At 38.4% G+C, this 22831-nt stretch carries 24 protein-coding genes and 1 pseudogene; 9 read left to right on the forward strand and 16 right to left on the reverse strand.

The window, feature by feature from the left end; all coding sequences use genetic code 11:
* Window positions 1–5: 5 nt before the first annotated feature.
* From ACTHN6_RS05735 to ACTHN6_RS05750, 4 genes are all read right to left on the reverse strand, one after another.
* Window positions 6–1154: an iron-containing alcohol dehydrogenase gene (locus ACTHN6_RS05735; protein WP_440434767.1), complete on the reverse strand. Its 1149-nt coding sequence runs from the start codon at window positions 1152–1154 to the stop codon at window positions 6–8.
* 91 nt (window positions 1155–1245) lie between these two features.
* Window positions 1246–2604, reverse strand: a complete 1359-nt coding sequence (locus ACTHN6_RS05740) for a glutamine synthetase family protein (protein WP_440434768.1) — start codon at window positions 2602–2604, stop codon at window positions 1246–1248.
* Window positions 2605–2647: 43 nt separating this feature from the next.
* The gene (eat, locus tag ACTHN6_RS05745; protein WP_440434769.1) at window positions 2648–4024 is read right to left on the reverse strand and encodes an ethanolamine permease; all 1377 of its coding nucleotides are present in this window, start codon (window positions 4022–4024) and stop codon (window positions 2648–2650) included.
* 235 nt (window positions 4025–4259) lie between these two features.
* Entirely contained in the window at window positions 4260–4631 is a 372-nt protein-coding gene (locus ACTHN6_RS05750) for a hypothetical protein (RefSeq protein ID WP_440434770.1), read from the reverse strand.
* Between the two features lie 58 nt (window positions 4632–4689).
* Between ACTHN6_RS05750 and ACTHN6_RS05755 the strand changes: the two genes are divergently transcribed.
* Window positions 4690–4866, forward strand: a complete 177-nt coding sequence (locus tag ACTHN6_RS05755; protein WP_440434771.1) for a hypothetical protein — start codon at window positions 4690–4692, stop codon at window positions 4864–4866.
* A gap of 94 nt (window positions 4867–4960) precedes the next feature.
* On the opposite strand, the gene ACTHN6_RS05760 is transcribed toward ACTHN6_RS05755, so the two are convergent.
* From ACTHN6_RS05760 to ACTHN6_RS05785, 6 genes are all read right to left on the reverse strand, one after another.
* On the reverse strand, window positions 4961–5209 hold the full coding sequence (locus tag ACTHN6_RS05760; protein ID WP_440434772.1) for a hypothetical protein: 249 nt from the start codon (window positions 5207–5209) through the stop codon (window positions 4961–4963).
* Between the two features lie 787 nt (window positions 5210–5996).
* The gene (locus ACTHN6_RS05765; RefSeq protein WP_440434773.1) at window positions 5997–6479 is read right to left on the reverse strand and encodes a JAB domain-containing protein; all 483 of its coding nucleotides are present in this window, start codon (window positions 6477–6479) and stop codon (window positions 5997–5999) included.
* A gap of 78 nt (window positions 6480–6557) precedes the next feature.
* Window positions 6558–6992, reverse strand: a complete 435-nt coding sequence (locus tag ACTHN6_RS05770) for a DUF6908 domain-containing protein (RefSeq protein ID WP_440434774.1) — start codon at window positions 6990–6992, stop codon at window positions 6558–6560.
* Between the two features lie 11 nt (window positions 6993–7003).
* Entirely contained in the window at window positions 7004–7480 is a 477-nt protein-coding gene (locus tag ACTHN6_RS05775; protein WP_440434775.1) for a hypothetical protein, read from the reverse strand.
* Window positions 7481–7523: 43 nt separating this feature from the next.
* Window positions 7524–7916, reverse strand: coding sequence for a single-stranded DNA-binding protein (locus ACTHN6_RS05780; protein WP_440434776.1), 393 nt, complete (start codon window positions 7914–7916; stop codon window positions 7524–7526).
* A gap of 32 nt (window positions 7917–7948) precedes the next feature.
* Window positions 7949–8155, reverse strand: a complete 207-nt coding sequence (locus ACTHN6_RS05785; protein WP_440434777.1) for a hypothetical protein — start codon at window positions 8153–8155, stop codon at window positions 7949–7951.
* A gap of 965 nt (window positions 8156–9120) precedes the next feature.
* On the opposite strand from ACTHN6_RS05785, the gene ACTHN6_RS05790 reads away from it, so the two are divergent.
* Window positions 9121–9882 carry a response regulator transcription factor gene (locus tag ACTHN6_RS05790; protein ID WP_440434778.1) on the forward strand — a complete coding sequence of 254 codons (762 nt, stop codon included), beginning with the start codon at window positions 9121–9123 and terminating at the stop codon, window positions 9880–9882.
* A gap of 89 nt (window positions 9883–9971) precedes the next feature.
* On the opposite strand, the gene ACTHN6_RS05795 is transcribed toward ACTHN6_RS05790, so the two are convergent.
* Complete coding sequence (locus ACTHN6_RS05795) at window positions 9972–10667, reverse strand: hypothetical protein (protein WP_440434779.1); 696 nt, start codon at window positions 10665–10667, stop codon at window positions 9972–9974.
* Between the two features lie 124 nt (window positions 10668–10791).
* Between ACTHN6_RS05795 and ACTHN6_RS05800 the strand changes: the two genes are divergently transcribed.
* The gene (locus ACTHN6_RS05800; protein ID WP_440434780.1) at window positions 10792–11556 is read left to right on the forward strand and encodes a response regulator transcription factor; all 765 of its coding nucleotides are present in this window, start codon (window positions 10792–10794) and stop codon (window positions 11554–11556) included.
* Window positions 11557–11564: 8 nt separating this feature from the next.
* Here the strand turns inward: ACTHN6_RS05800 and ACTHN6_RS05805 are convergent, their stop codons facing one another.
* Window positions 11565–12314, reverse strand: a complete 750-nt coding sequence (locus ACTHN6_RS05805; protein WP_440434781.1) for a ThiF family adenylyltransferase — start codon at window positions 12312–12314, stop codon at window positions 11565–11567.
* A gap of 165 nt (window positions 12315–12479) precedes the next feature.
* Here ACTHN6_RS05805 and ACTHN6_RS05810 point away from each other — a divergent pair, with 165 nt between their 5' ends.
* The 4 genes from ACTHN6_RS05810 to ACTHN6_RS05825 all read left to right on the forward strand — a co-directional run bounded on the left by ACTHN6_RS05810 (window position 12480) and on the right by ACTHN6_RS05825 (window position 14485).
* Window positions 12480–13172 (forward strand): hypothetical protein, encoded by a 693-nt coding sequence (locus ACTHN6_RS05810; protein WP_440434782.1) that lies wholly within the window; start codon window positions 12480–12482, stop codon window positions 13170–13172.
* Window positions 13173–13207: 35 nt separating this feature from the next.
* Window positions 13208–13480: a helix-turn-helix domain-containing protein gene (locus ACTHN6_RS05815; protein ID WP_440434996.1), complete on the forward strand. Its 273-nt coding sequence runs from the start codon at window positions 13208–13210 to the stop codon at window positions 13478–13480.
* Window positions 13481–13629: 149 nt separating this feature from the next.
* Window positions 13630–14028 (forward strand): MauE/DoxX family redox-associated membrane protein, encoded by a 399-nt coding sequence (locus ACTHN6_RS05820; protein WP_440434783.1) that lies wholly within the window; start codon window positions 13630–13632, stop codon window positions 14026–14028.
* 145 nt (window positions 14029–14173) lie between these two features.
* The gene (locus tag ACTHN6_RS05825) at window positions 14174–14485 is read left to right on the forward strand and encodes a hypothetical protein (protein ID WP_440434784.1); all 312 of its coding nucleotides are present in this window, start codon (window positions 14174–14176) and stop codon (window positions 14483–14485) included.
* 27 nt (window positions 14486–14512) lie between these two features.
* On the opposite strand, the gene ACTHN6_RS05830 is transcribed toward ACTHN6_RS05825, so the two are convergent.
* From ACTHN6_RS05830 to ACTHN6_RS05845, 4 genes are all read right to left on the reverse strand, one after another.
* Entirely contained in the window at window positions 14513–15808 is a 1296-nt protein-coding gene (locus ACTHN6_RS05830; protein WP_440434785.1) for a TlpA family protein disulfide reductase, read from the reverse strand.
* Between the two features lies 1 nt (window position 15809).
* Window positions 15810–17168, reverse strand: coding sequence for a RagB/SusD family nutrient uptake outer membrane protein (locus ACTHN6_RS05835; protein ID WP_440434786.1), 1359 nt, complete (start codon window positions 17166–17168; stop codon window positions 15810–15812).
* Window positions 17169–17178: 10 nt separating this feature from the next.
* Entirely contained in the window at window positions 17179–20217 is a 3039-nt protein-coding gene (locus tag ACTHN6_RS05840) for a SusC/RagA family TonB-linked outer membrane protein (protein WP_440434787.1), read from the reverse strand.
* Window positions 20218–20440: 223 nt separating this feature from the next.
* Complete coding sequence (locus ACTHN6_RS05845) at window positions 20441–20746, reverse strand: hypothetical protein (RefSeq protein WP_440434788.1); 306 nt, start codon at window positions 20744–20746, stop codon at window positions 20441–20443.
* 400 nt (window positions 20747–21146) lie between these two features.
* Between ACTHN6_RS05845 and ACTHN6_RS05850 the strand changes: the two genes are divergently transcribed.
* Complete coding sequence (locus ACTHN6_RS05850) at window positions 21147–21452, forward strand: hypothetical protein (protein ID WP_440434789.1); 306 nt, start codon at window positions 21147–21149, stop codon at window positions 21450–21452.
* A 241-nt stretch (window positions 21453–21693) separates the two neighbouring features.
* Window positions 21694–22768, forward strand: a pseudogene (locus tag ACTHN6_RS05855) (IS3 family transposase); the annotation flags it as partial.
* Window positions 22769–22831 lie beyond the last annotated feature (63 nt).

Here is a 22831-nt window from a genome sequence, read left to right on the forward strand (position 1 = left end):
TCATATTATAAAGCTGCCAGATACAGTTGTTTAAAATCTTCTCTTGTAACAGGTTTGGGATTATTGGGATGCGCGAAATCAGCTATAGCTAAACCGGCTAAGGGTTCAATATGTTCCGGCTTCACACCAATAGCACTTAGTTTATGTGGTATATTTATTTTTGAATTTAAGTCAAATAAATAATTTACCACCGCTTCACCACTTTCGTCTTCTAATTCCAACGTTCTTGCTATGCGTTTAAATTTATTTTCAAAACCTTCTATATTGAATTGCATACCATAAGGAATGTTTACGGCATTGGCTAATCCATGATGCGTATCAAGCAACGAAGAAAGCGGATGCGCTAACGAATGTACCACACCCAATCCTTTTTGAAACGCAATAGCGCCCATCATCGAAGCCATTAGCATTTTACTTCTTGATTTCAAATCCGGGTTATTCACAGCTTTTTCTAATGATTGACTAATTAACGAAATACCTTCCAGTGCAATGCCTTCGCATAAGGGATGCGGCATCTTAGCCAAATAGGCTTCCATATTATGTGTTAACGCATCCATGCCGGTAGCGGCGGTAATAAAAGATGGTAGCTCCATCGTAAGCAATGGGTCCGCAAAAACTATTTTAGCCATTAGTTTGGGAGAGAAAAGTATTTTTTTCTGATGCGTTTCGTCATCGGCAATAATGGCGCTTCTTCCTACTTCACTTCCCGTGCCAGCGGTGGTAGGAATGGTAATGAAATGCGGAACATCGTTGGTAATATATATATCACCTCCAATTAAATCATCGTACTTAAACAAATCTTCACGATGATTCACTCTTAGTACAATCGCTCTTGACACGTCTAATGCCGCGCCGCCACCAATGCCTACGATAGCATCCCGTTGTGTGGCATCATACATTTCCGTTCCTCTATACACATCTGATTTTACCGGGTTTTTATGTATATCTGGAAATACTTCAACGGAAATATTTTTCTTCTTAAGTTCTTCCACAATTGTTTTAAAAAAAGAGAGTTGCTCCACTGTAGCATCGGTTACAATTAATGGCCGAAATAAATTATTTTTCAGCAGGTAATCACCTAATTCTTTACTGGCTCCCGCGCCAAACCGGATGGTAGCAGGAAAATTATACTGATAGATAGTATTGAAGGTCATTCGTTATTTATAATTTATTTGTTCGAAAAAGCCTACATTAATTATCGCAATCACAAGGCATCTATTCTACTTCCCTTTAGGGAGTTGAAGGCTAAATTATTTCAAAATAACGTTTATACTCCCAATCCGTTACGGCTTTGAGATGTTGCCGCCACTCCCACTCACGGGTTTGGGCAAAATGCTCAATAAAATTTTCACCTAATATTTCTTTGGCTACATCCGATTGCTTCATCAGTTGGGTAGCTTCATGCAAAGTAGCAGGTAATGAGCCGTTAGAATAATCTCTGTAACCATTGCCAGCCGTAGCCGGTTGTTTTAATTCGATTTTATTTTTTATGCCATATAATCCGCTGGCCAAACAAGCTGCCATAGCGAGGTAAGGATTTACATCCGAACCAATCACTCTCGTTTCGAGACGGCAGGATTTATTGCTGTCCGCTAATACACGAAGGGCAGTTGTTCTGTTATCTATTCCCCAAGTAAGTGTAGTGGGCGCCCAGGCTCCTTCCACCAGTCGCTTGTAACTATTGATAGTCGGAGCAAACAGGGGTAGGATATGGGGCAGGCAAAATAATTGTCCGGCCACATACTGCTTCATTTGCTTGCTCATTTTCATGGGATCGTTTTCGTTGTAAAACAGGTTTTTCTTCACTTTGCTATCCCATAAACTTTGGTGTACATGTCCTCCACATCCAGGCAGGTTTTCGCTGATTTTTGCCATGAACGTAGCCATAATGCCATGCCGGTACGCAATTTCCTTCACGGCTGTTTTAAACAATACAGCCCGGTCGGCAGCCTCTATAACGGGTGCATAAACAATAGCCGCTTCATAAGTGCCAGGGCCGGTTTCGGTGTGCAGCCCTTCTAATGGTACATCAAATTTATTCAGCCCTTCAAACAGGTCATTAAAAAAAGGGTTTTTTAACGAGCTGCGCAAGATAGAATAACCAAACATGCCCGGCGTAAGCGGTGTAAGATTTTTGAATTGTTTATCGGAGGTTGTTTGTGGCGTTTCAGCAAAATTGAACCACTCAAATTCCTGTGAGAAATAAGGCATATAGCCCTGTTGCTCTGTGTTATTCAATACTTTCTTTAATAATTGTCGCGGACAAACATAGCAGGGATTGCCTTCTTTATCTATTAATTCACCCAAAAAAAACGGCATTTCGTTCTCCCAGGGAATTTTACGAAAAGTTGTAATATCTATTCGGGCCGGCGCATCCGGATAACCGGTATGCCATCCGGTATGCCGGGCATTATCGTAAGCTAAATCACCGACATCCCAGCCAAAGATGACGTCGCAAAAACCCATTCCCGATTCAATTACGGCGAGAAATTTTTCAGTTGAAACATATTTTCCCCGCAAAACGCCGTCAATATCAGTAAAGGCAATTTTAACCCTTTTGGAAGGATGGTCTTTTACATATTGAATAATCTCAGTTTTTGTCATATAATAACTTCGGAAGTTTTATTTTCTCACAAAGCACAAAGCATTAATGAATATTCTTTGTGCAGCTCGGGTCTTCGTGAGAAATGTTTTTGTTATAGGTTTTATTAGTAATGGATTTATTTTTAAACAATTTAAATAACAGAAAACTGAAGCCGACAATCACAAAATAAATCAGCGCCAGTTTAAAATTGTACACCGCCATAGCACCAAATGAAAAAACAGCAATCACCAACGCAATTACTGGAAAATATGGATAGAATGGTACTTTAAAAGGACGCTCCAATTGCGGCTCCTTCTTTCTTAACCGAAAAAATGCCAGCATAGACACAATATACAAGGTTAAAGCTCCAAACACAGAAATAGTAATAATTTCGGCTGTTTTACCGGTTAATAACGCGATGATGCCAATAAACATATTTACTAACAAAGCATTAGATGGCGTTCTAAAACGCCGATGAATTTTTCCTAAGAAAGCCGGCGCAGACTTTATTCTTCCAAATTCAAAGCTGGAACGGCCGGCGGCTAAAATAATTCCATGAAACGAAGCAATCAATCCAAATAATCCTATTGTTATCAGTAAATGGTACAGCAGGTTATTATTCCCTACAATTTGACCCAGTGCTAAGGGCAAAGGCGAATCGGAGGTCGTTCCATCCGGCTTATAAACGATTTGTTCCCAGCCTGCTACTCCTATAGAACTTACAAACACCAGCACACACAAAATGATCAAAGTAAGAATGGCAGACCCAAAACCTAACAGAATGGTGCGTTGAGGACGAATGGCTTCTTCCGCTACATTAGCAACGCCTTCAATAGCAAGGAAAAACCATATAGCAAAAGGAATGGCCGCAAACACACCCTGCCATCCGTGGGGGAAAGCATTATGCTGTAAATTTTTCATCTCGAAACGAGGCAGGGTAACTCCTGTGAATAACAATAATTCGCCAACCGCTAATATAGTAATGATCAATTCAAAAGTGGCGGCTGCTTTTACGCCATAAATATTCAATCCCGTAAAAACCACATAACTGAAAATAGCAATTGCCAATACCGGAATTTGAGGAAAGAATAAATTGAAATACGCCCCAACGGCAAAAGCAATGGCAGGGGGTGCAAAAATAAATTCGATGTTCTGTGCCATACCGGCGATAAAGCCCCAGTCTTTTCCGAGAGCCCGGTTGGCATAATCAAATGCGCCGCCGGCTTTAGGTATAGCACAAGCTAATTCGGTATAACTAAAAGTAAAAGTTATATATAGAATAATGATAAAAAAAGTGGCAATTGCCAATCCGAGCGTACCACCTTTTTCCAAACCCAGATTCCATCCGAAATACATACCTGAAATAACATAACCCACGCCAAGGCCCCACAGCATAAGGGGTGTGAGGGTTCGTTTTAGTTCGTTTGGTAAAGAGGACAAGATGATAAATTTTTATGATTAAGAAATGGACAATTACATTTGAGTGTTTAAATTCACTAAGGCACCCAGTACATAAAGAAAAAGATAATATTCCATCTTCCAGTCATGCCTTCGGCAAAAGGATACTGCTATCACAAAAAGATATAACAATCACTTAAGCGGAATATATCTTAGCTCATTCTCTCATTTTACAAGGAAACAAATTTAGCGACGAATAATCTTTCTCATCACCTTGCTACATCATCCCTGCCATTAATGGATCAGTTTTACCCTTTTGCCCTGTTTCTACACGTCCCGCATACCGCTTCTCAAAATTGTTATATCCTTGTACTTTTATAGAAACATCATACCAGTTAAAACTATCACTATTATCCCATACAATAGCTGCAACAGGCTCGTTAATGCTTATTGTACTCTTCCTATCATCTTTCTTATAACTTTTATCAGGAAGGTCAATCGTATAAGAATTATTGTTGTTGAGATTTTTTATGGTAAAAACAATATTTCCGGTGAGTTTTTTAGGCGATGTTTTCGTTCGTTCATAATCTAACGCAATACTTACAAATGGGTCATTTTTTATTGCCTGAAAATTCTTTGAAGAATCCATTAAGGTTATATACTCGCAAAGAATAAAGGTCGTTTTCAAAATCGTCTATCATCCATTAATGACTCGCTTTGTCGCCTACACTAACGGCAAAGAAGAAGCGGATAAACTGTTTAGCGGCTTAGCACAATACGGACAAATAAGCATGCCGCTTGCAACAACGTTTGGGGGTGATTATTTTGGAATGATAATAGACCAGTTTGGCATTAACTGGATGATAAGTTTCAGGGGAAAATGATAGAGCCTGTTTTTATATAGGTGAAAAAGCAAGTAATATCAAAAACAGTCATTTTGTTTTGTTCTGGTGTTATTAAAGAAGCAACATTCTTTTATTATGCCATTTCTCTTGGGTTACCATATAAATGCCGCCGATTATACATTTCTATTTCTTTATTATTTTGTTGCTCATACTCAAGAGTTAGCAACCGGAACGCCTGCAAAGTTGCCTTTAATTTACGATATGGGGTTTTAACGGCGTTTACATCTAAACTTTCATTTATGGCTCTTCGATAATTTTCCATTTCTATAAAAAGGAAGGCCTGTAATTTTTCCATTTCCTGCTGTAATGTATCGTGCTCCATAGTCCTACAATTAAAATAAACTACCCTCAATACCAAACCTAAACTACTAAAAAATCATATTGCGATTCGCACAAAATATCAACATTTCGAAGCAATATACGCTTGTCAGAACATCATAGTTTTATAGAGTTGTTTTGCAATTAGTTTTGTTTTCCAAACAATGGTTAACCATGTGCAAACATAGGCACAAGCATTAAGAGGTTTTTGGAGCAATGTAAAACAGGAAGAGCTTAATTTTTAGGAAAATTGCTTCTATTATCAAATTATTTTTTTTAAAAACAGGTAATATACTACTGCTGAAAGCAGCAAGAAAATAAACAGGATAACGGATAAATTATTTTGCAGTTTACTTAATCTCCTGGCACGCTCTGAAGGCGCATTGACGATTTCAAACTGGTTATATATATCCACCGGCGAAAATTTTTTCTGCGGGATGCATGGAATAATATAAATACCTTAATGCCTGCAAGTAAAACGAAAAGCAATAAAAACAATGATATAAAAAGTATTGGCTGGTTCATCTGTTTATAATTTTTGATGGCAGGCAATACAAAGAATCAACAGAAATATTTTCTACAAATCTATTGGATAATAAATTATGACGGATTAGACTTCAGTAATGCTATCAATACATTTATGTTGAACAATGCACATCAAAAAAACTATAACAATCCTTCCGGCATCAGCGTTTTTCTTTTGCTACTTTTCTTTTGCCGCGCCTGCAAAAAGAAAAGTAGCGCCGCACAGATTTATCTGTGCCGGTAACTACTTTAAAAAATTAAGCGCTTTATATTATTCCATTATCTGACATTGAATAATAATTTTCACTGCTGATAATGATATGGTCAAGCAGGGCAATATCCATCAATTGCGCGGCATTTTTTATTTTATTGGTGATTGCTTCATCCTGCCTGCTTGGAGAAAGATTGCCGCTTGGGTGTGAGTGCGAAATTATTAAGCCTGAAGCTGCCAGCTTTAAAGCCGTAGCCAATATAAGGCGTATATCGGCAACGGTGCCGACAATTCCGCCTATTGAGTGCTTATTGATGGCAAGAACTTTTTTTGCATTGTTGAGATAAAGAACACAAAACTGTTCCTGCAATTCAAGAATGTTTGTATTATAATAGTTACTTAATATACCATACGCATCTTTTGAACTTTTGATAACCGGTCGTTCAGAAGGTTTCACATTTGATTTATAGACAATTTCCACTTCGGCAACCTTAGTGCATTTTATTTTTCCTGTCGTTACTGCCTGTATATTTTCCATAATACCTTGTTTATTTTTTCCTGATTTTCGTTTTAATATGCGCCTGTTTTTATCGCGGCGGTGCTCCCGCACCAAAGGTTATTTTAAAAACCCTTGTTGATTTATATTCCGCAGCCACTGGTTTGCAAATGCCGTATGCGCTTCCTGCCATGCGGGTTTGTAAGTAGTTACAGCATTGTTTTCTATGCAAACACTTTCTTCATAAACGCCTAAATTATCCTGCTGAAATAGCTGCGGATAAATGCCGATGCTGTCATAATCTCTTTCATCTTTCCGGTTATCCACTACGATAAAAACCATTTCAGGGTCGCGCATCAAATCGCCGTTTTGTTCATAGTAATGCGCAAGGCTGTACAATTGCGCTTTGCCATAAGGTGTATTGATTAATGTTCCGATTTGTTCCATCACCAACGGCATAAAGCCTTCACTTGTAAATTTGATATAATCTTTTACGCCCATCCGGTTTAACAGCCTGCAAAAAATTCCTGCAGCTTCTTTATTTATCTTTTTCATCTTGTTTTGTTTTAATCTTCCAAAATGTTTGCTTCCTGTTTGCGGTTAATGGTTTCGCTGCCATATTTGGCTTTGATTTCGGGAAGTGTTTTGCTGCCGCCGCGTGTTTTATACAATTCACTGCGGTAATACCAAGCGCCTTTTTTGGGTGCAAAAAATAACCCCGCTTCTTTTAGCTCTTTGCGTACCGGGTAAGTGCTGCCGGTTACCCATATCCAATGGCCTACCGCTTCAATAATGATGTCCGGCAGGTGTATGATTTGTTCGATTACTTTACGATATTCTTCGGAGAATTTTATAGCTGTGTCGGCTTCTTCATCGCTCATGCCTTCGCCTTTTGCGATATGTGCGCAGGCATAACTATACTCACGGTTTATCTCCTGCATGGTGGCCGTGTCGCCGCCTGCATCGGGGTGATGTTCTTTTGCTAATTTTTTATACTGCGCTGTTACTTCGTCTATTGTTGTACAATCTTTAAAATATTTCATATCCTTTCTGTTTAGCGGTTAAAGGGTTTGGGTTGATAAACTTTTAAAATGGCAGGTCGTCGCCTGTTTCACCGGCGGCTGTTGCGGTATTGCTTTCATTTGCATCAGCCTGCTTTTTGCCGGCACCTTTACCATGCAGTTTGATATTGTTTACATACATTGATAAAGAAGCCATCGTTTTGCCTTTCATGTTTTCCCATGTGTCAAGATTGATGCGGCCGCTTAACTCTACGAGTGTGCCTTTGGTTAAATGTTCGGCAATGGTGGTGTTAATCCAGTAAGCGCAGTTGAAATACCTGACTACCTTTTTTGCTTCGCTGTCGTTCTTTGCTTTGTAGCTGTCATTAACAGCAATAGAAAAATTAACAACCTGTTTGTCATTCTTTGTTATTCTTACTTCTGCGTTTTTTACTACACGCCCTACTAAAGTTTCCATAACTTAAAATTTAATTGATGAATAAAAATTGATTACTGATTGAATAAAGTGAGCGAAGCGGCTTTGTTATAATTGATCTCCCTGTTGCCGCTGTGTTTCTGTACAAGATGATACACGGTTATGTCCTCGTTTAGATAAATTGCCCATGCGCTTATTAAAGATTTTGAGCGGTTGTAATGCCTACGGCGTTGTATCTGCCATGAAAGCCGCATCAGTTTTGAACGTTGTTCGTGCTGCATACGATGAAAGATTTTAATGTGATTTAATTTTTGTTCTTGTACCCGGCTTAGCGCCTCGTCCTTTCTCTCGTAGCAACCCGTCCCTAAGGCAGGAAGGGATAAAAGCAAGGTTTTTACCCAAAAAATTTTTGACCGTGGAATAAAAAGCGAGAGCGGTTTATGCCGCGAAAGCAAAAAAGTCCCGCTCCAAAGCGGGGCGCTTTTTTGAGTAAAACCTGTGGCAAGCCGGAGTTTATGAAGGCGCAGACCTTGCTTTTAGCACAGCCTGCCAGGATCTTCGCGCAGGAAGGGATAGACGAGCTTTTCTTATTTAGAAAATAAAATCAAAAAGACAGGTATGGTGGCAGGCAAATGAAAGATGGAATGTTGTCCGCAGGTGAAGCGATGCATGAGCGGAACGCAGCAATCATGAAGGAAGAAACTGCCTGTCTGCATACACCTTTGAAGCAAGACAGCGGATGCGGACTAATCGCAAATAAAAAGCCACCGCATGGGCTGGATGGCTTCGTTTTAAAAGGAAAACAGCTTATAGTAACTATTGCTAAGTCTTGTTTTACAAATAATTAGTTAAGAAAGAAGAACCTATACAAAAATACAAAAGGGTTTAGGGAGAAATAAGAGGCCTCAACTTTTAGTGTCGTTGTATCCGGTCAAACAGCAAATCCCAAACCAACCTAGATCAACTGTATAATCCTACGATACTTTCATTAAAAAATAATTACTATGGATGTTTATGGCTATCTGTTCCGGCAGCAAAATAACTAGATAAAATCATCTTACATAGAAATTGTCAAAAACTACCCAATTGTGTAGTTTTAATGATTTATAAAGTAGTTAACTTTGGTAAAGAAATTTAAGAGAAGGTTGTTAAATAAATTTTAGAACCCTGCTAAAAAGCCTGAACTATTTTCTTCACTAAGAAGTCTATATTTATATTAAATCTTTAAGGCAAAAATTAGTTATGAATGAGTATATCAATAACTGACTTTTTCAAACCAGTTCAAACAAAGGGCGAGCTTAACGAGAATGCACAACAAAAGATTGAATTTCTTATTCAATTGGCTAAGGCCTTCAGTCAAATGACATATCAAAGTCTTTATATAGTTGACTATTCTAAAAGAAGTTTTATATACGTATCAGATAATCCCATATTTCTATGTGGAACAAAGCCCGAGCAGGTCTTAAAAGAAGGCTACATGTTTTATTTGAGGAATATACCAGAAAAAGACCTGGAAATGTTATTGCAGATAAATAAAGCAGGCTTTGCGTTTTTTAACCAACTTCCAAAAGAAGAACGGTTTAATTATTTTATATCTTATGACTTCCATCTAAAGCAACCGAAAGGCGATTTAATGCTTATCAATCATAAATTAAAACCTTTGCTTTTAGATCAGCATGGTAATCCCTGGATAGCCTTATGCCTGGTATCGATTTCATCAAACAATAAAGCCGGGAATATAAAATTTAAAAACAGTGAGCTTAATAAATCGTATGAGTTTAATATAGAAACAAATGAATGGTACGAAATGGAAACGATTGCTTTGAATAACAGGGAAAAAAATATTCTTATGCTGTCTGCACAAGGATTAACCATGGAACAAATTGCTTCCAGGTTGTTTTTGTCTGCCGATACCATAAAGTTTCATAAAAAAAATATTTTTCGAAAGCTGAATGTCAAAAATATTACCGAGGCGATTGCTGCAGCAATGGAACTGGCGCTCATTTAATCTGATTGGAAATTATGTTTAAGCCCTCTCTTTAACTATTTAAGGTAATTGCAATGCGTACGTTTTTAAATCCCAAACAAGCCCAATTCCTAAAAGTTCGCGTCAGTATTTACTTCAACATTACTATTTATCTTCTTTAAAAAGAACTGAAAATCCTGGCTGTTTTCCTTGTCAAGGTACCGCTGTGAATTAGATGAAATATACTGATTCAGCCAATCAGATTTTATATATATCGGTAAAGTTTCTGAGCATATATATTCAATAGAATCACCCAGGACAAACGAATCAATACCCATTTTTTTTAATGTCATTGTCAATTTTTTATCGCACTCTGCAAGTACAAGTCCTGCACCCATTGTACTTATCGGGTAAAAAGCGTTGAACAGCATCTTCTTTAAAATACCTATCCTCTCCTCGCAAATCTTCCCTGAAATAACGAACCTTCCAAGATGCCATATATTTAGGTAGTCAGGAATTAAAACATCCTGAACATTGATACCAAATAATTTTTCCATTGGAATAGTTGCTGCCCTATCCCAATAGGTCGTTTTTATAGAACCATATATCTTATGATCAAAGTGGTTACGCAAAACATAATATACAGAATTACCAAAAAATGCCAGGTCTTCTTTTAATAAATATTCAAATTCGTTTTCAAAACTTTGCTGCGTGTAATCTTTGTAATTAAAATGCTCGTAAATCTCGAGCACAACAAATGAGACAAGGTCTTTTAATTCATCTTTTCTCAATCTTGAGAAATAAAAGTTATTGGGTTGCCAACTCATCGGTATTGGTTTTTTTTAAAGTAACCAATAAGCTTAATTTCATTAACTTAGATGATGCAGATTTTTCTAAAACCTGTACTAAAGTATAGGGGTTTAAGGCATATTTGTAGTCTAATAAAACTATATGCAACCCAAAATAACCAGTTACACATTCTCAAGCATAAGCGCCCTGAAATCGGAAAAAACAGAGAGAGATTATCTTTCATTAGAGCCTTATATCAAAACTGCAGAGGCTTTTGCCAGATTGAATTATCAAAGCGTTTATATATTCGATTATTATAAAAACAATTTTTTATACCTGTCTGATAACCCGCTATTCCTTAATGGCAACAAGGCCGCGCTGCTTAAGTATGAAGGATTTCATTATTTTATCAAGCATGTTCCTGAATACGACCTAAACCGGTTAATCAATATACATGCTGCAGGCTTCAATTTTTTTCACAACCTTTCACCCAACGAAAAACTGAATCATTTTATATCCTACAACTTCCACCTGGAGCATACAAATAAAAAAGTATTAGTAAATCAGAAGATGACACCAATGCTGCTTGACAACTGTGGTAGCATTTGGTTGGCATTAGGAGTTATCTCTATTGCGGCGGATGAGAATTACGAACTTGTCGAAATCAGGAATAGCGATTCAACAAAACGGTATATTTATAAGGGTGAAAAAAATAGCTGGGTATCTGAAAAGATAGTACGAATTACCAACAGGGAAAAAGAAATAGCCTTACTTTCTGCCCAAGGACTAACAAACAAGGCCATTTCTACAAAGCTTTATTTAGCCGAATCAACAATAAAATTTCATAAAAGCAAACTCTTCAAAAAATTAGGCGTAAGCAATATAACTGAAGCTATAGGTTATATGGTCACTCATAAAAAAATATAGGCTACCCGCTACTCATGAATTGATAAGTAATAAAACTCAGGAAAAACTTTAAAAGGTTTTTCTGTTGCTATATTAAAAATGATATGCGATACCATACCAGCTAAAATATTGACGCCAATTGACAGTTGTGATGGTGGTGTATTTGCACTTATTTTTTCATACTTGTTAAGAAAATTCTCAAACCATGCGGTCGGGTAATTATGTTTTTTGAGCGCATCAATTATAAATGCGCCGATATTAAGTTCAAATACACTTTTATTACTATCAAGCGATTTAACCTTATTGCTTTCTTCTGTTATAATCGTTACAAAGCCGGCCCAACCTAAATTATAAGGATGTATCACAGGGATACCTTTTTCACAACATAATTCATCAAATAAAAAGGGAACACCTGTACTAAAATCAAGCGCATTGATTGCCACTTGGTGAACAATGTTCAACTCTTTAAGATTTTCTACGGTTATATAATATGGCAACGCTTCTATTTTCGCTTCAGGATTAATAGAAAGAAGCCTTTGTTTTAAAGCTATAGCTTTATTATTGCCTATATCAGCTTCCAGATAATTTTGCCTGTTTAAATTTGATTCCTCTACTTCATCCCCGTCAATAATTGTGATGTTTTCAAACCCAAGTCTTAATATACATTCCGCGATTACACTTCCGATACCGCAACCGGCTATTAATACTTTAAAATCCCTGATAACTTCTTGTTGGTTTTCCGTAATGTAAATGTTATTTCGAATATATCTATTATTCATTTGGAACGTTTTTACAAAGGTCGAAGATCAATTTGTATTTTGATTTAAATATCTATCATCACCCAATTGGGTAAATTTTTAGACAAACATGCTTTCATCTATTAAAATTTCAAAATCCTCTTCTAAATTCACTAGTACAGGCCTTCCTATTAGAAGCAAAGAATAATGAATCTTACAATTAAAGCATTAGGAATTGAGCCCTTTTCAATATCAAATGAAATACCTGAAGGGTTATCCGGGTATTATATACCCGACACCAAGGTGTTATGTGCCGTTGCAACCTTTGGAAAATTTATGATACAGTTAGTTGACCTTGGGGAATATTCCTGGCTGTATTATATTTTTATGATTAAGGAAGAAATAACTTTCCTGCTAACCTATTCAGCACCACTTATCCTGGTAAGAATTATTTTAAAAGGAAATTTCAGTTATGAAATTGAATTTTTGGGAAATGTTCCATTGGGTGAGAATCAATGTAATGTCATTTGTTTGCCTACACCTTTAAATAAGCTTCATTTTTGCCCCGGAGAATATATTTTATTTGAAACATTGTATTCTTCGTCTTCAATACTGCAAACACTCATATATTTTCCGATGTTTGAAGACTTTAAAGCAAACATCACAGCATATAAACCAGCCTTACTGTGTATGCCGCATATTAAACCATCAGCTTCGGTTATAGAATGTGTTTACAAAATAATCCATTCGCCTTTTTCTGAAAATGTTCGCCAGTTTCACATTAAAAGTATAAAAGACCTGCTGATTCACATTTTAGAGGCAACCTCGCACTCAAAGCCTGTTAACATAGGTTTACTGTTGATGAGCTTGAAAGAATATATGCAGCACAAGCTTTTATAGATAAACATCTGCCTACTCACTACAGCATAAACCATATTGCAAGGCATGTAGGTATGAACGAGAAAAAGCTGAAATATGGATTCAAAGAGGTTATAGGGATCGGACTATATGGTTATTTTTTAAATCGTATATTGGAAATAGCCAAAATAGAGGTTGAACAAACCAAACGTTCTGTAAAGCAAATTGCCCAGCATACCGGTTATAAAAACGGAAATAATTTATCTGCAGCTTTCCGGAAAAAATTTGGTATGCCCCCACTTGAATGGAGAAGAAAATTTAACAGCAGGGGCAATGAACCCTCTGAATAAAATAAGTTCCACTTGCATACAACTTCGTACTACACTCATATATAATTTAGGATAGCTTGCATATTGAAAGGTTAAGAAAAAATCTGCTATTTAAGGAAAAAGCATCGTCACAAATTTTTATTGTTAAGTCTTATAAAAACAATCCTTAATTGAAAAAAAATATAATCATAGATATTATATGCTTTCTGCTTATTTTCTTGTTTGTGTATGCAGGTATAAGTAAACTGGCAGATCATGCAAATTTTCATGTACAGCTCGGCAACATGTATTTAATTCATTATGCTGAACCTGTTTTATCTTATGCAATTCCCATTCTAGAAATTTTGATTGCACTGGCGCTTGTTATTCCCATTTTCAGGCTCTATGGCCTATATGCATCTTTACTATTGCTTATTTTATTTACTCTTTATCTAATATGCATGATTACATTTAAAACAGCCCTTCCCTGTTCTTGTGGAGGACTCATAGGATATCTATCATGGAAGCAGCATATTTTCTTTAATTGTTTTTTTATTGCTCTTACAGTGTATGCAATATTTTTTTTTTAAAAAGGATAATAGGCGGCACATTTCAAATCATGCTCTATCAACTAAAGCAGTTACATAAATTATTTTATTGCGCAATAAACAGGTTGGAAGCCGAAAATCCTGTAAAAAAAGACGTAGGCGTATCTATCATTTAAAAAATAAAACTATGAAAAAGTATATTGGAGGAATAACCGCTATTTTATTTGCAGTTATAGCCAGTGCTTTTACTGTTAATCAACCTGCAATAAACCATGCACATGCCGCATCCTTATACTGGTATAAGGTAACTTATGACGCAAGTCATACCGGAGGATATATTCCTAATTCATCGGCTTTTTATATACAGGATGAAAAGCAAAATGTAAATTCACCGTGCCCATCAGGTAGTGTCAAAGATTGCCTGAGAGGGTTTACAACTGCGTTATCCAGTTTCCCATCATCTGCTACAGGAACGGATCAAATTAAAAAGCCTAACTAAAAGACCTCTACTAAAGGCAAGGAATGATTAATCATCCCTTGCCTTTATAACTAAGACAGGCACGATACGAGTTGCTTGCTTAAGTATTAACCCAGCTTGTTCTAAATCCTCCTGAAGTTTAGAAAGACATAATGGATTTACGGAATTTTCCCTGATAATTGCATCCATATTTGCTGTAATCCCGGAACTGTCTTCAAATGGATATTCATCCTCCAACCATAATTTGACCCACGCCACCAGTTCGGCGAAAGGCCTGTTGCGTAAAAACCGTAAACTGTCCGGATAGCCTTTCAACCTGCTGCCATCCAGCGTGTTTAATGACGCCCCACCTTTCGAAATAGGCATTGGCCTGCCCGGTAACCTTTCCAATACAAATGCCGTTACCGGCCGTGGTTCAATAAATGCTTTTACTGGAAATAAGCTTAGTATATCACGTTGCATGATATGATAGCCACTGTCTTGAAGAGAAAAGGGTAAAACCAATTCGTAATCCCATGCATTTTGATTTTCCCAAAGCGATTCTGCTTCAGGATCAGCAGGACGTACAAATAAATTGCTATCGGATAATTGTAAGGCTAATCCATACTTTTTATCTGCAGTGCCATCAGTCTCATTTCTAAATGCTTTTTGAAGTAGTTCAACAACAGATGCGCCATTCGCAGATATGCGTACCATCCTGCCGCTATCAACAGGCAATTTGTCGGTGTTGCCAATGTCAATGGTAGGGTCATAATGTTTTAAGCAACTAAAAAAAATGTATTTATGCAGCAGGCTGTCAGGTAAAAGTGTACCATAGGCCGCCTTCACAGGAGCTTTCATTCCGACAGGTATATTTCCGCTTAATGCAGACCTGATATTTTCTTTCGTGGTGCTATAGCCATCTGTGATGGCTAATATCTTTCCTTCCCGGCTTATCCATACATGTGCAGGGTAAGCTTCAGCAGCAAATAGTTGATGAAGTAATGTATCAGATGTAATTAGTGGTACCTGCGGAGGGCTTAGATGCTTTTTACTTTGTAAAAATGTTTTCGTTGCCCTATCGGTTTCGCTGTTAACAAGGATTATTTGCAAACTGTCTTTTAATTTCTCTTGCATAGCTTCAAGTTCCGGGAAAGCCGCAATGCAACTTCCGCAATAGATACTCCAAAAGTCAAGTATTACTAACTTTCCCCTGTATTGTTGCAAATCAACGTAGCCATCGATGGTTTGCAGAGCATGCAGTGGTTTAAGAACCGGCAGTTTATCACCCTGGTATAGCCTGTGCGATTGGGAGAAAACCATTAAAGAAAGACAGCAGGAAACTACTAAGAAAATCATTTTCATTTCAATACCCGGCATTTTGAGTTAACAAAGGATTCAGTTGCATTTCCTGTAAAGGAATCGGATACAGCGTATCGGAAGATTGCCATCCCGGCGATTTTATCAGGCCAAGCACCTCATCACATAAGTTCCATCTTTTCAGATCGAACCATCGGTGGCCCCATTCCGCAAAAAGCTCTATCCGCCGCTCCTGTTGCACAGCTTTTTGTAAGGCATCTTTACTATCATCTGTAATTGCAGAAAGACCGGCTCTTTGCCTTATTACATTCAGGTCAGCAGCACTACCCTTAAGGTCTCCTGCCATTAACCTTGCCTCGGCCCTGATGAGATATTGTTCTGCCAAACGTAAAACCACATAATATTCCGTAACAGATGGGCTGCTCCATACTTTATATTTATAGGGATAATGGTAAGTAGTTCCATCAACAACAGATGCCTGCAACCAACTATCCCGTCTTTTATCCCCAGGTTCGAAGGCTGCCAACAGGCTGTCACTGATCGTGCACGCAGGCGGCACAAATGGTGCATAGGGAATAAAAGCCTGCCCTTCTGCTGTATTGGCATTTGAGCGGCTTAACTGGAAAATAGTTTCTGAAGAACTGTTTAGAAATACGTTGGATACATCTGGTTCCAGTGAAAAATAACAACTGTCTATTACGTAAGAAGCAGATTCTGTAGCAGATGCCCATTGTTGCCTGTATAAATATACACGGGCTAAAAGAGCCGCCGCCGCTGCGGCAGATGGCCTTTGGTTATCTTTTACGGTTTTATTTCTGAGGAGTGCAACAGCTTCCTGCAGATCGGAAGTGATTTGAGAATAGATGCTATCTGAAAGCGTACGCGGCATAACGCCTGAAGCAGTATAATCGGTAGATAATATCAGGGGCACATCGCCAAAAAAATTTACAAGATAGAAATACAACAGGCTACGGGTAAAGAGCATTTCGCCCCGTAATTGTTCTTTGACAGGGGTTGATATTGTGTTTGACGACTCAAGCCCTTCCAGCACGGCATTGGTGTGGTAAATATTTTTATATGCACTTGCCCAAAAACTACTTTCTAAAACACTGTTGTCCGCAGTCAAATTATTAGAAGCAAAAGAAGTTTCATCTGTATTGCCATCAGTATTTATAAACTCATCAGAAGAAAGCCCGCCATAAAACGTTGCTGCGCCATTGCAGAATGTGAGGTTGTATGCGGCTAATTGATAATACACACCCGTTGCAGCGGCCACAGCATCAGCATCATTGGTAAATACACGTGTTTGTTCTGCAGCAGTGTCCGGAGGATCTACCTGAACAAACTTGGTACAGGCAGATACCAGTAATAATAAATACAATAACCATAAACGATATGTCAACATAGAATAATATTTAAAAGGTTAAGCGAACGCCCATTACCAATGTGCGTAAAGGTGGTAGTACAAAAAGGTTTTGTGTTTCAGGGTCGCTGCCTTTATACTTTGTTATAGTAAAGAGGTTTTGGCTTTCTACATACAGGCTGCTGTTACTGATATGGCAATATTGCAACCATCGTTTGGGAATGTTATAATTCAAAGTAATGTTACGGCAACGTATAAAAGAAGCATCGCCATATTTGCCATTGGAATAGGCAAGGTTGCCGATGGCTGTATAAGCATCAGTATAGCCGGTGGTATACCGCTGCACCGGGGCATGGTCGCCCGGCTGTTGCCACCTGGTGTTCACCAACGCCGGCTGGTTGTATATCCAGCCCGGCGGGTACGCCGATAGTTCATTTAAATAGTTTACGCCTGTTTGTTTTCTGCCGTCAAAAAAGATGCTGAATGTCCATTGTTTGTAGGTTAGATTGTTTTCCCACCCGGCATAATAAACAGGGCCTGTATGTCCAAGTACCTGGTAATCGTCGCTGCTTATCCATCCGTCTTTATTTACATCTTCAAAACTATACAGGCCGGTTGTTGGGTCAACCCCTAAATATTTATACCCCATTATAACACTTAATGGCTTTCCTATAGCATATTGATAAGCATAGCTGGACTGCGCTAAACCCGGAAAAGCTATAAGCTTATTCTTTGGTACGGTTAACGTAAGGTTGCTTTCCCAATGCACGGTTTTCCATACCGGTTTAGCTGTTAGTACTATTTCCCACCCGCTATTTTGCACCAGCCCCGGAAAATTTTTTACAACGCTGAAAAAACCTGTTTGTCCGGGTAAGGAATAACCAACCAACTGGTTACTGCAACGGTTGTTGTAATAATCAACAGAAAGCATTACCTGGTCTTTCAAAAAACCTAACTCAATAGCCGCCTCTAATTTTTTATTTATTTCCCAGCTATAGGCTGGATTATACAAATTAGCCGGATAAAGCCCGGATACACCATCGTAGGGCCTTGACGTATTCCGCCAAAGGTTTAAATATTTATAATCTCCTATCTGGTCATTACCTGTGGTGCCGTAACTGGCGCGTAGTTTACCAAAGCTGAGCCACGGTATTGCTTTATTCATGCCCTTTTCTGCTGAAAATATCCATGCTGCCCCTGCCGCCCCAAAGTTTGCCCATTGCCTGCCTGGCCCAAACCGGCTTGAACCATCCCTTCTTCCTGAAAGATTAATCACATACCTGTCGGCAAAGCTGTAATGCAATCTTCCAAAAAAGGCTGTGTACCTGTAATTAGTATAATTGTTATTTGCACTAATATCCCCCGCGGCTGCGATTGAGCCCAGCAATAGATCGCTGCTGTAATTAGTTCCGTATTCGGTGTTCTGTTGTGTTGTTTTTTCCTGCAGCGTATTGCCTAATAGTATGCTTAATTCATGTCTTTTTTTGCGAAGTGTATAATTCAGTTGTGGCTCCGCTATCCAGCTTCCGGTATAGTTGTTTGCAAATGCTGCTGAAGGCAATGCACCGGTATTCGGATCAATAGACACAGAAGGTATCTGGCTTTTTTCTCTTACGCCCAGCCTGTTATAGCCCGTACTTAAACTTAGCTTAAACCCTTTCCATAACATATAATCAATCTGCAGGTTGCTGCCAAGGTTTTCATTAATGGACAAGTAATGCTGCTGCAGCAACGCCAATGGGTTAGTAATATCACCATTGCCGAGATATGCATACACCACAGCGCTGTCCTGCCATGCAAGTGTGCCATCTGTATTGTAAAGCTTAAGATTGGGTGGCAGGTTAATATAACGTGTAAAATCTGTTACAGGCAGGCTATTATGGTCGTACCCGAAGATGCCTGAGAATTGCAAATGAAAACGGCCATCTGTGCTCTGATGGTGAATGTTGATATGCGTGGATGCTAATGCATCCGCAAAGTCGTTGCTGAAAACAGTTGTTTCTTTATGATAGTGCAAACCAATTAAAAAGCTGGTTTGTTGGTTACCACCACTTACAGAAATGTCTGCATTATTGGTTCTTGAAGTGCCGCCTTCCAGGAGGTGAACAAAATCGGTGTAGCGGGTTGTATCCCATAACATTATGTCCGGGGCATAACCTGCATCAAAAGGGTCAGAACCTGGTACCAGCCCATCATTGGCAAAAGCTTCCCTGCGCATGGCAACATATTGATTGGTATTTGACATGGGCATTCTGTGTGTAATTCTGCTGTAACCCGTGTAATAACTTGCAGAAAATTCAGTATGCCCCACCTTTCCTTTTTTAGTAGTAATCAGTATTACCCCATTGGCTCCCCTGCTTCCATAAATGCTGGTGGCATCAGCATCTTTTAATACTTCGATGCTCTCAATATCAGAAGGGTTAATACTGTTAAGCGGGCTGATGCCGCCACTGCTTATCGCCACAGGATTGTTGGCTGCTGATGTAAGCTGGCTGGATGGCTGGTTGCCTGATTCTAAAGGCACACCGTCGATAACAAAAAGCGGGTCATTGCGGGAAAGGGAAAGATCAAGGGCAGATTGCCCCCTGATAGCTGTATTAAAAGATGAACCTGCAATACCGCTCTGCTGCGCTATTAATAAACCGGGCACCCTGCCTGCCAATGCGGCCAACGGGTTTGAAACCGGCTGTTTATCTAAAGTTGCTGCCGTAACCCGGCTTATAGCGCCGGTATTCATGCGGCGGGTGGTTTTGCCATAAGCAATAACAATAGTTTCATCTAACTGGTTTACGGAAGGTGTGAGCAGTACAACCAGGTTTGACTGCCCGTTTATAATAACGTGCTTTGACAGATAGCCTGTACAGGTGACGTTTATGTACTGACCATTGCTTAAACCTGCTAATACAAAACCGCCGTTTGCATTGGTTAGTAATGTGTGGTTGCGGGCGCTATCAATAATTTCAGCACTCTCTATAGCGGCATGGGTTTCGGCATCGAGTACAGTGCCGGTTATTGTAAAGTTGTTTTGCCCTTGCAGCCTGCCATAAACACATAGCATTAGCAGGGCCGCAATGCATGGTTTAAATTTCATTGCAGTTAAGTAATTGTTGAGGTTAGAGATTAAATGAAAGAGAAGGTGATAAAAGGTCAATTGTCAACAGTCCACAGACCATAGAGCATGTACAATGCATTGCTAAAGCTGACGGCTCAATATAAGGCTAAAGCGAAACGTAGAGAAAGCCCGTGGTCTTGTCCACCCTCCGCCTTAAGCCTTATACGCTTTATTAATCCTTAAATCACATCTATGATAAAACTTAGATGGGGTTGCGCGGTTTTTTGGCAAACTGGGTTTTTAATAACACCAGGCCTTTGGCTGTAAGCCGTTTACAAAAGCGGGTTGCCTGCCACGAATAATTTTGTATATGCCATTTTATTTTACCGGTTATGGGTAATTGTTGATAAGCTTTTTTGCAGGCTATCTCATGCATGATGCACTTGTAGATAACATTATCTATTTCTCGCTTGGTGAAACCGCTGTCCAATAGTTTTTGGTACAGGCTTGCACCTTGAGCATTATGTGCACTATTGTTATGGAATTGTATGTTTTGCAGTTCTTGCATCTTGCTTTAATTGAAAGCAAGTCGTTGTAAAACGGAGAACCCATAAAAAAATATATAGGATAGGCCCCGTCTTACCGTATAGAGGCGCCGCGAAGAGCCTTGACCCAGTAAGCTGATAGAGACCTACCCCATATATTTATATGGAGCAGGCTTTGACTATCATCTCGGATCTTTGAAAGTTCGCGGCTTCCTATACGAGACTTGTAGCAAATCTGCCAAAATGTGACAATTTGCAAATGTATTATAAAGTCAACACTAATTTAGTGTACTAACTTTTATCAAATATAACAAACTTTAATTAAAACATCATTTTATTAACTAAAAGTTTTTAAAATGTAAGTTATATATATCATTTTGAATACTATAGTTTATAAATCAGAATAATTCGATTATTTAATGAATGATTCAAGATGAACAACGCAGAGCCATTAAAAATCTTATTGACACAGGAAATATTAAACAATTCGATGAAATTTTCTTGTACATAAAAAAGAAACAGCTTCATGAACGAATGGGAATAAATTATAATCGTTTTTTAAGAATTTTAAAAAATCCTAAAAAATTTCAATTTGAGGATGCCTATCAAGTAGCAACAATTTTTGATATTGATCCTCGTCAAGCTTCGGAATTAATCCATAATCAAATTGATAATTCTTCTAAAAAAAATGTTGCAAAAAAAACGAGAGGAACTAAAAAAAGTACATGATGTTATTTATATAATTAAGCCAAATAACGGAGTGATTTATTAATCAATATCATATAAAAAAATCCCGCCAAGACTGGTGGGATTTTTTTTCAACCCTAAACCCTTAAAGGACTAAGGTACAAAAGGAAATCGTTTTAAGAAAAAAGTTTTATAGGTGATGGTGGATTTGTAAGCTTCCCCAAAATTCAGCCGGTGCATTTAGAGTTAACAAGGATGTATTGTTAACTTTAAAAATTTATAAATCATGAAAAGGAAGCTTACAGAAGGCCAGATAGTGGCAGCCATCAAGAAACAGGAAAACGGCATGGCAGTAAAAGATATATGCCGTGAATTAGGTATCAGCGATGCGACATTTTATAACTGGAAAGCGAAGTATGGAGGCATGGAAGCCAGTGATGTGGCAAAGATGCGGGAGTTGGAAAAAGAGAATACAGAGCTGAAGAAAATGTTTGCAGAAATGAGCATAGAAAACCGTGCACTAAGGAACCTGATTGAAAAAAAGTTATAACGCCTGAAGTGAAACGGGAAGCTGTAGAGTATCTTGTAGCGGATGAACAGCTTAGTAACCGCAGGGCGTGTAAGCTGATAGGCATTTCCCGAAGCACCTTTCAGTATAAAGCAAAACCAAAGGATGATAGCGAACTTCAACAGGAACTCACAACACTACAGATAAACATGCGGCAATAGGTTACTGGCAATGTTGCTATCGTTTATGGAATAAAGGATATACCTGGAATCATAAGCGCATTTACCGTGTATATACAGAGATGAAGTTAAACATCAGGAGAAGGGCAAAGAAGCGCCTGCCTGAAAGAGTAAAACAACCATTGCAGGCAGCAACGGCACCCAACCAGACATGGAGCATAGATTTCATGAGTGATAGCCTTGTAGATGGAAGAAGGTTTCGTTTACTCAATGTGATAGATGATTTTAACCGTGAATCACTGGCCATTGAAGTGGATACTTCACTGCCAACTTTACGGGTAATAAGAGTTTTGAATCAACTGATGGCAGCAAGGGGTAAACCAGCAAATATCAGAACAGATAACGGGCCTGAATTTATCTCTCATAAGTTGCAGCAATGGTGTGAACAAAACAATATTGCGTTGCAATACATACAGCCAGGCAAACCCATGCAAAATGCATACATTGAAAGAAAGAACGGAAGCATCAGGCGTGAGCTGTTGAATGCATATTTATTTTATTCCTTAACAGAAGTAAAAACAATGAGTGAAGAATGGAGAATAGATTATAATGTTGAAAGACCGCATAAATCATTAGGTTACCTGTCTCCGGTTAAGTTTGTCGAACAGCATTACAAAAGCACAGAACATGTACAGCAGCTTTATCCACAAACAGCGAACGGAAATACTTTACCA

The organism is Parafilimonas sp. (genome assembly GCF_051953455.1).
Classification (GTDB): domain Bacteria; phylum Bacteroidota; class Bacteroidia; order Chitinophagales; family Chitinophagaceae; genus Parafilimonas.

Coding starts and splice junctions, on each gene's coding strand:
- ACTHN6_RS05735 (WP_440434767.1), bottom strand. CDS start 1,154: ATGACCTTCAATACTATCTATCAGTATAATTTTCCTGCTACCATCCGG.
- ACTHN6_RS05740 (WP_440434768.1), bottom strand. CDS start 2,604: ATGACAAAAACTGAGATTATTCAATATGTAAAAGACCATCCTTCCAAA.
- ACTHN6_RS05750 (WP_440434770.1), bottom strand. CDS start 4,631: ATGGATTCTTCAAAGAATTTTCAGGCAATAAAAAATGACCCATTTGTA.
- ACTHN6_RS05755 (WP_440434771.1), top strand. CDS start 4,690: ATGACTCGCTTTGTCGCCTACACTAACGGCAAAGAAGAAGCGGATAAA.
- ACTHN6_RS05760 (WP_440434772.1), bottom strand. CDS start 5,209: ATGGAGCACGATACATTACAGCAGGAAATGGAAAAATTACAGGCCTTC.
- ACTHN6_RS05765 (WP_440434773.1), bottom strand. CDS start 6,479: ATGGAAAATATACAGGCAGTAACGACAGGAAAAATAAAATGCACTAAG.
- ACTHN6_RS05770 (WP_440434774.1), bottom strand. CDS start 6,992: ATGAAAAAGATAAATAAAGAAGCTGCAGGAATTTTTTGCAGGCTGTTA.
- ACTHN6_RS05775 (WP_440434775.1), bottom strand. CDS start 7,480: ATGAAATATTTTAAAGATTGTACAACAATAGACGAAGTAACAGCGCAG.
- ACTHN6_RS05780 (WP_440434776.1), bottom strand. CDS start 7,916: ATGGAAACTTTAGTAGGGCGTGTAGTAAAAAACGCAGAAGTAAGAATA.
- ACTHN6_RS05785 (WP_440434777.1), bottom strand. CDS start 8,155: ATGCAGCACGAACAACGTTCAAAACTGATGCGGCTTTCATGGCAGATA.
- ACTHN6_RS05790 (WP_440434778.1), top strand. CDS start 9,121: ATGAGTATATCAATAACTGACTTTTTCAAACCAGTTCAAACAAAGGGC.
- ACTHN6_RS05795 (WP_440434779.1), bottom strand. CDS start 10,667: ATGAGTTGGCAACCCAATAACTTTTATTTCTCAAGATTGAGAAAAGAT.
- ACTHN6_RS05800 (WP_440434780.1), top strand. CDS start 10,792: ATGCAACCCAAAATAACCAGTTACACATTCTCAAGCATAAGCGCCCTG.
- ACTHN6_RS05805 (WP_440434781.1), bottom strand. CDS start 12,314: ATGAATAATAGATATATTCGAAATAACATTTACATTACGGAAAACCAA.
- ACTHN6_RS05810 (WP_440434782.1), top strand. CDS start 12,480: ATGAATCTTACAATTAAAGCATTAGGAATTGAGCCCTTTTCAATATCA.
- ACTHN6_RS05825 (WP_440434784.1), top strand. CDS start 14,174: ATGAAAAAGTATATTGGAGGAATAACCGCTATTTTATTTGCAGTTATA.
- ACTHN6_RS05830 (WP_440434785.1), bottom strand. CDS start 15,808: ATGAAAATGATTTTCTTAGTAGTTTCCTGCTGTCTTTCTTTAATGGTT.
- ACTHN6_RS05835 (WP_440434786.1), bottom strand. CDS start 17,168: ATGTTGACATATCGTTTATGGTTATTGTATTTATTATTACTGGTATCT.
- ACTHN6_RS05840 (WP_440434787.1), bottom strand. CDS start 20,217: ATGAAATTTAAACCATGCATTGCGGCCCTGCTAATGCTATGTGTTTAT.
- ACTHN6_RS05845 (WP_440434788.1), bottom strand. CDS start 20,746: ATGCAAGAACTGCAAAACATACAATTCCATAACAATAGTGCACATAAT.
- ACTHN6_RS05850 (WP_440434789.1), top strand. CDS start 21,147: ATGATTCAAGATGAACAACGCAGAGCCATTAAAAATCTTATTGACACA.